Source organism: Streptomyces sp. T028 (assembly GCF_048159505.1).
Taxonomy (GTDB): Bacteria; Actinomycetota; Actinomycetes; order Streptomycetales; family Streptomycetaceae; genus Streptomyces.
The window spans coordinates 363,907-377,311 of the sequence record NZ_JBLRVZ010000026.1 but is presented as its reverse complement, the minus strand read 5'-3'; the positions used below and the strand labels follow the sequence as shown (position 1 = coordinate 377,311).

The window sequence follows — 13,405 nt, the reverse complement described above, 5'->3', positions numbered from 1 at the left end:
AGGCGGAGCGGTCCAGGCGGCCGATCTGCATGACCGCGCGGCCGAGCGGGCTGGGGCGGCCCTGGCCTGCGAGGACGGGCAGGATCTGGGAGGCACGGACGGTGCCCTCGCGCAGGGAGCCCGCCAGACGCAGCAGGTCGTCCCAGTTGTCGGTGATGGTCTGCTGGCGGATGCGGCCGGTGGTGAGCGGGTTGAGGGGGCCGTAGTCGGCCGCAGGGTCGGCGCGGTAGAGCAGGGTGTGCCCGGCGTCCGCGAGGCGTGGGGAGAACTGGTAGCCCAGGAGCCGGAACAGGCCGAAGATCATTTCGGAGGCGCCTGCTGTGTCGGTGGCGATCTCGGTGGGGTTCAGCGACGTCGGCTGGTCCAGGATCCCGTCGAGCAGGTAGAGGCTGTCGCGGCGGGTGCCGGGGATGACGATGTGGTTGAAGCCGCTGTACTGGTCGGAGAGGTAGTTGTAGAGCGTGATGCCGCGGGCGGCGAAGTACTTCGGGTTGGGCCCGGAGTTGAGGACCCGCAGCGGGGTGGCGAAGCGCAGGCCGTCGGCGGAGGCGAGTTCGCCGCCGCCCCAGTGCCCGACGATGGGCAGGGTGGCCTGGTAGTCGACGAGGACGGCGTTGGCGAGGTGGAGGGTTTCGGCGCGCAGGTGGTTCTGCTCGACCCAGAACAGCTGGTCGCGGGAGCGGCCGGGCTCGTCCTCGGAGACCATCGCCTGTATCCCGATGTTGCACGCCTCGGCCACGAGTACCGCTGCCAGCGATACGACGAGGTGTTCGGCGCGGCTGCCGGCCTCGGAGACGTGGTGGAAGTGGTTCAGGAACCCGGTCCAGGCGTGGACTTCGAGGAGGAGTTCGGGAAGGTCGACGGTGGGGATGCGGGCGTCGACGGCCTCGCGCAGGTCTTTGAGGCCGGCGGGTTCGGTGAGCTTGTCCAGGCCGGTGAGGACGAGGTGGTCGCGCAGTTTGCCGTTCTCGGTGCGCTGCTCGATACGCACATGCGGGTTGTCGGCGAGGCCGGCGCGCAGGCGCCGGTAGTCGTCGTCGAGTTCGCGGCACCAGCGGCCCAGGTTGACTCCGGGTTTCTCGGACAGGCCGAGGCTGCGGCACACCCGGGTGCGGGCGTTCTCCCAGGCGGCGTCCTGGAGCAGGGCTTTGCGGGGGTCGCCCCACTTGTCCAGGCCGGGCACGAACACGTCGTGGCGGCGCAGGGCGCCGCGCAGGGCGCCGCGCAGGGCTTCGGCGGTGCCGACGATCCAGGCGTGCTTGTCGACGCCGCCGACGTGCTCGCCCTCGGTGGGGAACACCTTCGTCTGCCAGGTGGGTCCGAGGTGGCCTGTGGGCACGGAGGGGAACAGTTCGCTCTGGCGGCTCTTGGCCAGCGTCCGTTCCAGCTTCGGCAGGAATGCCAGGGCCTCCATCAGGGGGCCTGCCTCTTCGAGGCCCTCCAGGCCGAGGTGCTTCGTCAGGCGCCGCAACGGCTGGTTGATGGTGCGGTAGCGGGCGGTCAGCTCGGCGGCGATGGTCTCGGCCTCGGGGCGGGCCAGTTCGCCGACGGTGCGCGCGGCCTGGTGCATGGCGGTGATGTCGAGCAGGTCGAAGCCGGATCGGACGTCGCCCTCGAGAGGTCGCTTGCCCTATCACTGTCAACTACTGCCACTCTTCGCCAGAGCGAGAACAGCCACCAGAAGGCCGACTATGGCGGCGATTTCGGCGATGACCGTCAGGCACGGGCGTCGCTGACGGCTGTTGGTCGGCCCGGGCCCGCTCCGACGTTGATGCTGGGGGACTCTGGACGGCGAATCAACGCGGTACCGGCGCCGAGCTGAACGGATCCGCAAGCCGCGAGTCAGCGCACGAAGTATCCGAAGTATCAAGAGAACAAGACACAAACCGATCACAGCAAGAGCGAGATCTTCCGGTACCACTATCACGAGCCCCCCTGAAGCGCTCGGCAGTTTACGCCGCGCCCGCGCACCGCGCAGTCAAGCGACAGTGCGCCCGTCCATCATCCTCAGGCACCCCGGTAACGGGGCTCCTTCGGCATTGCCCGTACACCACCCCGGAGGACCTCCGCACCCTGCATGCCCCACACCTACCGCCAGGTGCCTGGCAAGTCCGCCCTTGAGACGCTCACATACCGGATCTGCTCCTGTTTTGGCGTCCCCTGCACCCCTGCCACCTGGCCGAACAGCCAGCCAGTTCCGGCGTGAAGGTCCGCGACAGCAGCCCCATCCGCACCCGCTCCGGGAACCCCTCCCCGGCTATGTGATCACGTGTCACAAGCCGGGGACCCTACCGCACCAAGATCACTCAATGGAAGCGACGTTGGACTACGGACAGTCTCGACTCTCTCCAGCAGTTCCTATCCTCAAGCCGTTTTCCGGAGATCCACGTCCCGCCTTCGAAGATCTGCACCACGTCGGACTTCCCCTCCCGATTTGACTTCTGGGTGATCTATACACGCTTGGAGTTGACCACCCAGTCACCCCCGGGTTGTTTGGCCACCAGTTCGGGGGACGTCGGGTAGTAGTGTTCCCGGGAGCGTGGTTCCAGCATCTCGTTGCGGCTCATGCCAGGCGGTATTGCCGGTGCGGTGGGCCCATGCGCGGCATTAATGCAGGCTTCTGTCCGTGACCGCCTGTGTGCGCGTGACGCCCTCGGAGTTTCTTATGATGATGCTGGTATCCGTGTGATCGTTCTTTCCGTTCCTCGTCGTTGTCGAATCCGTATGCTTGGACTCCTGGGGTTTCATCTCGTCGGTGACTGTATGGGTATGTTCCCCCTGGTCGTCCTTCCAGGTCTCTTTCGATGTGGTTGTATTTTCGTTGCCATGCCGTTCCATTTTTACTTCGTGTTGATGCCCCTGCAGATCTTTGCGCTTTTCCTCCTGTTCGAATTTTGTCTCGCGTCCTTTCTTGTCGTAATAGGCGTCAGTGGTAGTCGTGTGCCCGTCTGGCCGCCTTTCCTCCGTGCGCTTATGGATGCTCCCGTCTTTCGATCTGGAAATATCCTCCTTGGTCCAGAGGGTCTCCTTGCCTGACTGGTCTTTGAAGCTTTGTATGACGTGACTCCCCTCCTTGTCCCTCCAGGATTCGATGTCCTTTTGTCCGGTCTTGTTCCCTTTGTCGTCCTTGATGTCCTCATTCCTGCGCTGGTGACCGTCCCTGGGGCTGCTCGACCGGCCTCTGTCGTCACCGCCTCGCGCCTTGCTGCTGTCTCCCTCGCCGACGCTTCCCCGGTCGCCCGCCCCGGCGCGGGGTGAATCCGACCGGCGTCTCTCATCGGCTTCCGGTGCCTTGTCCCTCAGCTCGCCCATTCGTACTGTGCTCCTTCCGTACCGGATGTCTGATCGTGACCGGATTCGACAAGCAGGTCGTTCAACGCGCGGCGCTCGGTGGCCGCGTGGGCCCAGGTCTCGGCTGCCAGCATGTGTTGCGCGAAGCACAGGCCGACACAGCGGGTGACATCCCTCAGGCGTGCCACCAGTTCGGGATCCTGGCCTTCAGCCGGGTACTCGACGAGTTGGTACGCGGCGTCCTGGCATACGTCCCACACCGCGGGCCGCCTGCCCTCACCCAACGCCCGGTCGCTGTTGCGCGCTTCGGCCCAGACGTCCGCGAAGTCGCCCGACGCCGCGAGCCCGGCGACTGGCACATGGCATAGGCAGGCACCGGGCCGACCGGCCCAGATACGCCGGCAGCCCTGAAAGGGGCCATGGTCCGCGCTGCGCAGATCGAGCAGTCGCCGGCGTAGACCGAGCACCTCGCCGTCCGGCTGCCGCGCGTCAAGATGGGCCAGGACCGCGCGGTGGATCCGTTCCGCGACGGAGGCGCTTTCCGTGAACGTCCAGCCGGCGCGGGCGCCAAGGGTTTCGGCGAGCCGGCGGGCTCCGTGGCGCGCCAGGCACGCGAGGAGCGCGCTGCTCTCCACCCATCGGGGCCGGTGCGGTTCCACCGTGGCGGTGACGTCCGGCCAGCAACGCTCCAGACCACCGACGGTCTGCACGGCCGACAGGACGACGCGGGCGAATGTGCGCATCACCGTGCGGTCCTGAACCAGGGCGCGCGCCACCTCGCAGGCCCCCGGTGCGGTCAGGCAGCGCGAATCACAGTCCGTGGAAGGCGTCATGGCCCTCACATCCAGACCGCGCGCCGCCATATGCTCGCGTACCTCGCCGGGGGTAGGCCAGGTGCCCGACCCTCCCTTGGTGGGCGGCACCTGCAGCAGCAGCGGTGCGTCCTCGCCATCGGTGAACACAGCGGCCCTTCCGACCGGCAGGGTGGCGAGGGCCATGTTCTGAGCCGGTGTCATCACCATGGTGGCGCCGAGCACCTCGCGGTCGTCGTCGGCGACGATTCGGTGGGCCAGTTTGAGGTTGGTGTTCTTCAGTACGTCGGGCGCCAGCTTCGTCGGGATCTGATCGACGACGACGACGCCCTGGCCGTATGCCCGGACCTCCGACAGCAGGTTGGTGAACGTCTCGACCGCCTTGCCCCGGACATCCGCCTCGCCCTCCTGACCTCGCTTCCCCTCTGTGTTGGCCAGCAGCCGGTGCGCTTCCTCCATGACGAGCAGATGGGCGAGCCCCTCGGTGTCACCCTGCGCGCGGCGGTGCTCGGCCAGGCGAATCATGAGCAGCCCCATCATGAATGCCTTGTCGTCATCGTCGCCCATGCCATCGAGTTCGAGCACGGTGGGCCGGCCGAGCAGGTGCTCGATCGGCAAGGAGCGGTGCACGTCAAGCATCCGGCCCTTGCCACCCGTGCGCAGGCTGTTGATGCGGGTACGCAGGGCGGCCCGGATATTGCCAGTGACCTCGGCCTCGTAGCCGAGCCGCGGAACGACCTCCTCCACCTTGCGTACGAGGTCGGAGAGGGTGGGGAAGGCAGCCGAGCGATCGCAGCCGACATCGAGCCGCCGGTTGCCGCCACGGGTGAGCTCCCAGCCGCGGTCGGTGTAGACGTCGTGGAGGCAGACTTCGAGGACTTGCGGCAGCGGGGTCCACATACCGAAGCTCGCGTGGAACACGGAGCGCAGCAGGTCCAGGTGGGCTCCCACGGAGACGCCCTCGGGGACTTCGAAGGGGTTGAGCCGGAAAGGGGACACCGTTTCGTCGCCGAGGGTGAACACCTGGAGATCGCCGGCGAGTCCCTCGTCGCGGAGGAGTACTCGATACTCGGTCTTGGTCGGTTCGACGACCAGGAACGGTGCGCCGGTGCGGGCTACCTGGCGCAGCAGGTGGAACACGGTGTTGGTCTTGCCCGAACCGGTGACACCGGCGACGAACGCATGCCGAGTCAGCGAGGACAGCGGCACGCGATACTCGTTGGATCTCTCTTGTCCCTGATGAACGACCCGCCCCACCAACAGGCCCCTGGCAGGGCGCCCGGAACCAGCCACTGTGTCGAAGCGGGCGACCGTCTCGACGGCGAATCCGGGTGTCTCCAGTTCGGGGAGGTGGACATAAGCGGCCAACTGGGCGGTGGTCAGCAGCGTCTGCAGCTCGAAGGGACGCCGGAAATACCCCGGGCCGGGCGTGCCGGGCTGATCGGGCAGCGCCCACGCATCGGCCAGGGCGGCGGCTCCGGGAAGCTCGAACACGCGAACCGGCTCCGGCAGGGACCTCGGTCCCGAGAACACGCTCCGCCAGGCCGCCGCCAGCCGCGGATAGCTCTCGTCGTGGCCGAGCAGGTACACGCCGGTCCGCCAGGCGCCGGTGGCCATCGCCTCCCCGAGCGAGGACAACGAGACCTTGAGCAGTTCGGCGTACTGCTCGGCCAGCGGGCTGGGGGCACCCTCGGCCCGCGCCTGCGTGGCGATCACGCGCAGCTCGTTCAGCACCTGCTGGCGGACCCGGGCCACGGACGACTCGGCCACCGGGTAGGCCAACACCAGCGCGGCCCACTCGGTACCGGCCACGGACGCAAGGATCCGATCGATCGGCGCCGATCCGTCCCCCTCCTGGATACCCGCCGGATCCGGCACTCCCAACGCCACCCCGCCCACGGGCCAGCGCCAGGGCACCCCGGGCGCGTCCTCGGCCTTCACCGAGGCGTACAGGCCTCCCAGCACCGCCTGCAGCACATCGCGGCGGCGGTCCTGCACCGGGGCGGGCTTGTTCCCCGACGACCACGTGCCCAGCTGCACCCGGACCCCGTCCGCGGCGCCCACCACGTGGAAGGCGATGGGAATGCGGTGACCGTACAGCCCGGTGATGAGCTCGGCGGTACGCGGCCGCCACAACTCGCCCGGCCCCCGCAGCGCCCCGTGCGGCGCCCTGTCGGGTACCTGGACCGGCCCGTTCGGCGCCTTGTCCGGCCGCCCCACACCGCGCACCCGCAGCAGCCGACGGCCTTCGGGGTGGCCGGCGGTGCGGGGACTGCCTGGATCGGGGACCAGTGGCACGCACCGCTGCAGGTAATCAACACTCTCCGTCGTCACACCCGTCGACATGGCCGCCCCCTTCGCCCGCCGGACACCGCCGCAGGACCCCGGTTTTCGCTTTCGCTTGCTGACCCTCCGTCGGAATTCCCGATCAGACGGCCTCCTTCGTGCCGTTGCGCAGCACCCGCGTCAGCACGGGGCAGGTGTCATGCCGTTCTTCGCGGCGTCTTGGCACCACTCCCGGTGCTGCTCCTGCCACTCCCGATCCTGCTGATCCACCTGCTCCTGGTATTCCTTCTGGGAAGCCTTCTCGGCGGGAATAGCGATGAAGACGATCCCGGCGACGATCACGGTGACCACGACGGCGAAAACGGCAAGGGCGATCAAGACCCGTTTCTTGATCGACTTTCCCCTGACGGACGCGCCGGTTGTCAGGTTGTGCACCCGGCTGGTGTGCAGCGTGCCGTGCTTCCACCGGCCGGTGACCCTGACCTCGTCTCCCTCATTGAGGGATCCGTCGAACCCGTACGAGCGCAGTTGCACGGGGACCGGACGCAGCCGGTTGCCGGCGCGGTCGTAGCGCTCGAGTCGGAACGTCAGGACACTCTCGGCCCCGTGCTCTCCGTAGCTCTCGCTCCGCTGCTGGATACCGCGCACCTGACCCACCACGGTGGCGTCCCCGTTCCAGGCACCGCTCTGGCCGGCGGGCTGCTGCCCCGCCGGACGAGGCTGCCGAGCTCCGCGTCCCGCCGGAGCAGGAGAGGAACCCGCGCCCGCCCGCCCTCCAGGCGATGCGGCATCACCGGCCAGAAAATCGAACCCGGTTGATGTTGCGGACATGTCCACACGAGGCTGCTGCTGTGCGCGGAAGCGGCCCCGTCCGCGCGGCGGCGGTCCGCCTGTCGGTGACTGATCGGCGCGGTCGGCCATCTGCCTCCCCCTTCTTCACTCGCAGTGGCGCAGGCGGAGAAACCGCCTCTCCGCCGTTGATGCCCGCTAATTTCTTCGAGAAATGCTTGTTCCCTCTGGAATGTGCTACAAAAGCCGATCAAGATTGCGGATGATCAATTTTCAGGCGGCGCGTGCCGTGGACACCCTGAGGAGCAGGACGAGGACATCGGCGGTGAGCGTCGCGTCGACGCGCGCCAGGTACGCTGCGAAGGCGTCGATCCTGGCGCCGTGGGAATCGCCGCTCGACTGCGTCAGCGCCGTCGATGCGACGGCGGCGAGGCCGGTTGCCCCCAGGCAGGCGGCGGACAGTGCGCGGACGGTCCGTGAAGCGCACACAGAGAAACCCCCCTTGGGCCATCCGGTCGTGAACGACAGGGAAAGCGTGCGGACTTCGGGGTCCTGTGGGCATGAGTACGGTTTCCCGCTTCGGCCGGGAATTTCTCCCGGGGTCTGCGGGAGCGGTCGGCGGGCACAATGAAGGGCGTGTCCCGACCAGACAGCGCCTCTCCCGCAGCGAGGCGGCCACGTCGTCGATGGGCCGCCCACGCCGTAGCACTGGCTGCCCTGGCGCTGACCGTCGGCGCGGGCGTGCTGGCCGTCCTCAACCGGCACGCCGTCACGCCGCTCGGCGACAGGGCCGGTGGTGGCCATACCGCCGCCCAGATGGTGATGGCAGTCGCGTTCACCGCCGGGGGCTGGCTGCTGGCGGCACGGCGACCCGAGGTGTTGTTCGGCTGGCTGGCGCTGGCCGGTGGGATCGGTCACGCGCTCGCGGCGGCCGGTACCGGATGGACGGTGTTCGTCCTGGACGCGGGCGGTGGGCTGCCGGGGGCATCGGTGACGCTGTGGGCGGCCTCCTGGGGAGAGGCCCTGGAGCCTGCCGTGATGGTCCTGATCTGGGCCGCCTTCCCGGGCGGCCGGTTTCCGCGCGGCCTGCTGCGGTGGGCGGCCGCCGCCAGCGTCGCGCTGTGCGCCACAGCGTGGCTCTACGCGGTGCTGGGGCCGCTCCAGCCAGCCGAAGCGGCCGACACGGGACTGCGTAACCCCGTGGGCCTCGGTTTCCTTCCGCGCTGGGAGCCCGTCGCGCTGTTCGCAGGCGGTCTGCTGCTGGGGTCGGCCGTGATCATCGTGCGGTGGCTGCGCGCCGAGGGCGGACAGCGCCAGGTGCTGCGCTGGCTGGCCGTCACCAACGCCGCCGCGATCCTGGTCACCCCCTTCGTCGTGGCCCTCCCTGTCGGTGAGCTGATCTCCACCATGGGGACGCTGATCGAACTGCTCGTCATCGCCGCGGTCGTGCTGGCGAACCAGGTCTACGCGATCGACGTGGTCCTCAACCGCACCCTGGTCTACACCCTGCTGACCGCTTTCGTGGCCGGGGTGTACGCGGCCGGTGTCGCGCTGCTCGCCCTGCTCGGCCAGGCGGTGGGTGGACCCTGGACGGCCGTGGCCGCGCTCGGCGCCGCCTTCAGCCTCGCCCCCGCCCGGCTGCGGGTGCAGCGGATCGTCAACCGCTTCCTGTACGGCGAACGCGACGAGCCGTACACCGTGATGGGCCGCATCGCCTCACGGCTGGAGGCCGCCGGCAGCGCCCAGCAGTTACTGCCGAGCCTGGTGGAAGCCGTCGCGGGCGCGCTGCGGCTGCCCTGGACAGCAGTCGAGATGCGCGGCGAGGACGGCACCAGCCGCCGCATCACCCACGGCGGCCCGCCGGAGCCACAGGCTCCCAGCGTCCGGTTCCCGCTGGTCCACCAGGGCCGCGCCATCGGCGACCTGGTGGCCGGACTGCGCTCCGGCCAGGGTGCACTGGACGTCCGCGAGACCCGGCTACTGGAGGACATCGCTCGCCAGGTCGCCGTGGCCGCCAGCAACGTCATGCTCACCGAGGCGCTGATGCGCTCCCGGGAACGCATCGTCGCCGCGGCCGAGGAGGAGCGGCGGCGCCTGCGCCGCGACCTGCACGACGGCCTGGGGCCGGCGCTCACCGCCGCCGCGACCAAGATCGACGCGGCCCGCAACCTCACCGGACGCGACCTGGACCGGGCCCGGGACCTCCTCGGTGACGTCCGCGCCGATCTGACGGCCGCCCTCGACGACCTGCGCCGCCTGGTCTACGCGCTGCGCCCGCCGATCCTCGACGAGCTCGGGCTGCTCGCCGCGCTGCGCGAGCAGCTGCGGCAGGCGGCCGTCCCGGTGACGCTGTCCGCGCCCGAGGAACTGCCGGAGCTTCCCGCCGCCGTGGAGATCGCCGCCTACCGCATCGTGACCGAGGCCGTCACCAACGTCACCCGCCACGCGGGCGCTTCCCGCTGCCGGGTGTCGATCGCCTGCGACGGCCACCTCGTGATCGACATACGCGACAACGGCACCGCCAGCCGGGCCTGGACGCCCGGCATCGGCCTGACCTCCATGAGGGAGCGGGCCACCGCGCTCGGCGGGACCTGGCTCGCCGGGCCCACCGCCCACGGCGGCCGCGTCGCCGTGGAACTCCCCCTCTCGCTGTCCGGAAGCACCCCCGGACAGGCGCCGACGGATGCCGGACCGGCTGGCACCCTGACCGGAGGCATGGCATGAACGAACCGGCGCGGCCCGTACGCGTCGTCATCGCCGACGACCACCGCATCGTCCTCGACGGCCTGGCCGCCCTCCTCCTCTCGGTGGACGGCATCGACCTGGTCGGCGAGGCCGCCTCCGGCGAGGAGGCCGTGGCACTCACCGGAACACTCCTTCCCGACGTCGTCCTCATGGACATCGAGATGCCCGGTATCGGCGGGGTGGAGGCCACCCGCCGGATCACCACCGCCCACCCGGGCGTGGCCGTGGTGATGCTGACGATGTACGGCGAGGACGAGTTCGTCTTCTCCGCCCTGCGCGCCGGCGCCCACGGCTATCTCCTCAAAGGAGCCCAGCAGGAAGACGTCATACGCACCATCGGCGCCGTCGCCCGCGGTGACGCCGTCTTCGGCCCCGACGTCGCCCCCCGCGTCCTTCGCACGTTCACCGACCCGCGCCCGGCCACCGGGCCCTTCCCCCAGCTCACCGACCGGGAGCGGGAGGTGCTCGCCCTGCTCGCCAACGGCTGGCCCAACACCCGCATCGCCCGCCGGCTGGCCCTCACTCCGAAGACTGTCGCCAACCACGTCTCCAACATCCTCACCAAACTCCAGGCCCCCGACCGCACCACCGCGATCCTCAAGGCCCGCCGCGCGGGCCTGGGCGAACCCTGAGCCCTCAAACCCCGGGTCAGACCGTTCCTGGCCTCCCCTGTGTTCGCGGTGTCCTGGGCAGATCGCGCGCGGCGTGCGGCATTCCGGGGCAGCCTTGCCGCCACGGATTGAGCAGATCCTCGCGGCGGGAGCAACAAGTGGGGCAGTGGAACCGTCCGACAACGGCGGCCCGTTCGGGGCGAGCTCTGGCATGTCGCCGTCAGGCCGGGACGGCAAGAGGCAGGTCGGCGGTGATGGTGGCGCCCTCAGACGTGGTGCGGATCGTGAGGACGCCGCCGATCTGCTCGACGCGTTCATGCATGGACTGGATCCCCACACCGTGCGTCCACGGCTCGGTGCAGCGGCCGGTGTCCGCCGCGACCACCCGCAGGGACTCGGTGCCCGAGAGCTCGACGGTGAGGGTGGCGGTGGCGACGTCGGCATGGCGGGCGATGTTGGTCACCGCCTCGACAGCCACCCGGTACGCGGCGACCTCGACGGCCGCGGGGAGCGGCGGCAGCACTCCCGGGGCGGTGATCGTGACGGCCAGCGGCCGGCCGTCGGCGCAGCGCAGGTGGGCGATGCGCTGGCGGACGGCCTCGACGAGGCCGAGTTCGTCGAGGGCCCTGGGGCGCAGGCCGTAGACGATGCGGCGGACTTCCGCGATCGCGTCGCCGACGTCGGCGCGCAGTGCGCGAAGGGTCTCCACGGCGCGCTCCGGGTCGGTGGCGATGAGGTTGACGGCCGCGTCCGCGTTGTAGACGACGCCGGTCAGGGTCGGGCCCAGTCCGTCGTGCAGGTCGCGGCGCATCCGCCGGCGCTCCTCCTCGAGCGCGGTCACCACCCGGCCGCGGGACACGCGCAGTTGCTCGGTCAGCCGGGCGGCGTGCAGCGCCTGCGCGAGCGGCGCAGCCACCAGCTCGACCACCGCCGCCGCGGCCGGTGGCAGCCGCAGGTGACCGGGCGGCAGACCGACCACGAGGTCGCCCACCTGCTCGCTGCCGGCTCGCAGGGAGGTGAGCGTGGTGTGGTGCGCGTCGACGGTGCCCGCGGTGGCGATGGTCGCCCCGTCCTGGCGCAGGGCGATCCCGGGCACGCCGAGCGTGGCGCGCAGGGTGTGCAGCCACAGCGGCGGCGGGGCACCGGCCGTCAGATCCGTGCCGAGCCGGGTCAGCGTCTCGACCGCGTCGGCCGACCTGCCGAAGAGCATCTCGTCCATGCTCGCCTCGACCCGCAGCCGTACCGGGTGGTATCCGGCGGCGATCACGGCTGCCAGCAGCGCCGGCACGCCCTTGCCGGGCCGTGCGCCCGTCACCATCTCCCAGAGGGACGCGGCCCCTTCGTACACCGCCGCGCTCAGCGCCAGCATGACGACGAGCACCACGGCGCCGCGCATCACGACGCGCACGTCGGCCTTGCGCGGCGCGACCAGCGCGACGGCGATCGTCGCAGGAAGGATCAGCGACAGCGCTCCCATGGCGACGACCTCGCCCAGGGGCCCAAGAGGCAGGGAGTTGGCGGCCGCGAACAGCAGCATCCCGGCCAGGGTCGACGCGGTGGCGCCCAGCACCAGCCACAGGACGCGGCGCCGGTCGTCCCCGGAGGTGAGTTCGAAGAGCACCCACACCCCGGCGCACATCGCGGCTCCGGCGGCGATCCCCGTCGTGATCTGTGCGGCAGCCGCACCGGACACCGCGGTCACCGCGCATCCGGTGCCCGTGACGACGACGAGGACGTCCACCGAGCGCGGCAGCCGTGAGGCCGGGCGCACCTCGACGACCCGGAGAGCGGCCAGGGGCACGGTGACCGTCGAGGCGAGCACTGCCAGGACCACCGCGACGGCCGGTAATCCGGCCGCGAATGCGGGCGGAGCGCCCAGCAGCGCGGCGGCGGACACCGCCAGCAGCCGGGTCGCGGCCGAGGCCGGGCGGCGGGCGGCGACCGCTCCGCAGGCCACCGCCAGACCGGCGCCGACGATCAGCGCCCAGACCACCCACAGGTCCCCGGAGCGCGGCGGCGCGAGCCACAGCGACGCGACCGCCGCACCGGCGAGCAGGACGAGACCCGCCCACAACAGGGCCGGGCGGCGCGCGCGCCCGGCGGTCATGCGTGCGCGAAGAGCCGAGATACGCGGGAGACGCGGACGGAGGGCCACCATCCGCGGGCGGCGGGTGTTCATGCGCGTCCGGAGCCGGACGCGCCGCCCAGGCCGCGCTCCCGGGCCGGGAGGATGGCTTCGGTCCGGCCATTCACCCCCAGCTTGGTGAAGATCGCGGACAGGTGGTCGGCGACGGTCTTGGGAGCCGGCGCCAGGTCCGTCGCGGCGCTGGCGTTGCTGTGCCCCCGGGCGACACGGTCGAGGACCTCGCGTTCCCGCAAGGTCAGGTCGGGCAACGGCACGTCCGGTGCGGGCGGCGTGCCGAGATGCCCAAACAGCAGAGCCGCGACACGGGGCGCGATGACGAACTGCCCGGCCGCGACCGACCGGATGGTGGTGAGGATCTCCTCCTGCTGGGCGCCCTTGAGGAGCTGGCCGCGGGCCCCGGCGCGCATCGCGGACACCACCGTCTCGTCGTCCTCGAACATCGTGACCACCAGCACCGCGACGTCCGGCAGGAGCGTGGCCAGGCGCCGGGTGGCCTCGACGCCGTCCATCGCCGGCATCTGAATGTCCATCACGATGACATGGGGCCGGCTCAACTGGGCCTCGCGCAGCGCCTCTTCGCCGGTGGCCACCTCGACGCCGTCCAACGAGGCCAGCAGGGCGCTCATTCCCCGCCGTACGACGGGATGGTCGTCGGCGATGAGCACCCGGATCGGGCGTACGGCGGAGGTCATGTCCCGATGATGGACGACACCGGCTCCCGGCGG

9 protein-coding genes are annotated in these 13,405 nt (G+C 70.4%); 2 read left to right on the top strand and 7 right to left on the bottom strand.

Features of this window, described 5'->3' with window-relative positions; translation table 11 throughout:
- The 5 genes from ACLZN2_RS25645 to ACLZN2_RS25625 form a co-directional block, all read right to left on the bottom strand.
- The coding region (locus ACLZN2_RS25645; protein WP_416981364.1) for a Tn3 family transposase at positions 1 to 1,570 on the bottom strand (1,570 nt) is incomplete at its 3' end.
- Between the two features lie 1,037 nt (positions 1,571 to 2,607).
- Complete coding sequence (locus ACLZN2_RS25640) at positions 2,608 to 3,312, bottom strand: hypothetical protein (protein ID WP_416981363.1); 705 nt, start codon at positions 3,310 to 3,312, stop codon at positions 2,608 to 2,610.
- The gene (locus tag ACLZN2_RS25635; RefSeq protein WP_416981362.1) at positions 3,300 to 6,167 is read right to left on the bottom strand and encodes an ATP-binding protein; all 2,868 of its coding nucleotides are present in this window, start codon (positions 6,165 to 6,167) and stop codon (positions 3,300 to 3,302) included. The genes ACLZN2_RS25640 and ACLZN2_RS25635 overlap by 13 nt, the downstream gene beginning before the upstream one ends.
- A gap of 402 nt (positions 6,168 to 6,569) precedes the next feature.
- Complete coding sequence (locus ACLZN2_RS25630) at positions 6,570 to 7,310, bottom strand: hypothetical protein (protein WP_416981361.1); 741 nt, start codon at positions 7,308 to 7,310, stop codon at positions 6,570 to 6,572.
- Between the two features lie 141 nt (positions 7,311 to 7,451).
- The gene (locus tag ACLZN2_RS25625; protein ID WP_416981360.1) at positions 7,452 to 7,667 is read right to left on the bottom strand and encodes a hypothetical protein; all 216 of its coding nucleotides are present in this window, start codon (positions 7,665 to 7,667) and stop codon (positions 7,452 to 7,454) included.
- A gap of 147 nt (positions 7,668 to 7,814) precedes the next feature.
- On the opposite strand from ACLZN2_RS25625, the gene ACLZN2_RS25620 reads away from it, so the two are divergent.
- Positions 7,815 to 9,902, top strand: a complete 2,088-nt coding sequence (locus ACLZN2_RS25620) for a sensor histidine kinase (protein WP_416981359.1) — start codon at positions 7,815 to 7,817, stop codon at positions 9,900 to 9,902.
- Positions 9,899 to 10,555: a response regulator gene (locus ACLZN2_RS25615; protein ID WP_416981358.1), complete on the top strand. Its 657-nt coding sequence runs from the start codon at positions 9,899 to 9,901 to the stop codon at positions 10,553 to 10,555. The genes ACLZN2_RS25620 and ACLZN2_RS25615 overlap by 4 nt, the downstream gene beginning before the upstream one ends.
- Before the next feature lie 199 nt (positions 10,556 to 10,754).
- On the opposite strand, the gene ACLZN2_RS25610 is transcribed toward ACLZN2_RS25615, so the two are convergent.
- A complete protein-coding gene (locus tag ACLZN2_RS25610) occupies positions 10,755 to 12,641 on the bottom strand; it encodes a sensor histidine kinase (RefSeq protein ID WP_416981357.1) in 1,887 nt (628 codons plus the stop codon).
- 68 nt (positions 12,642 to 12,709) lie between these two features.
- The gene (locus ACLZN2_RS25605) at positions 12,710 to 13,372 is read right to left on the bottom strand and encodes a response regulator (RefSeq protein ID WP_416981356.1); all 663 of its coding nucleotides are present in this window, start codon (positions 13,370 to 13,372) and stop codon (positions 12,710 to 12,712) included.
- Positions 13,373 to 13,405: the final 33 nt, after the last annotated feature.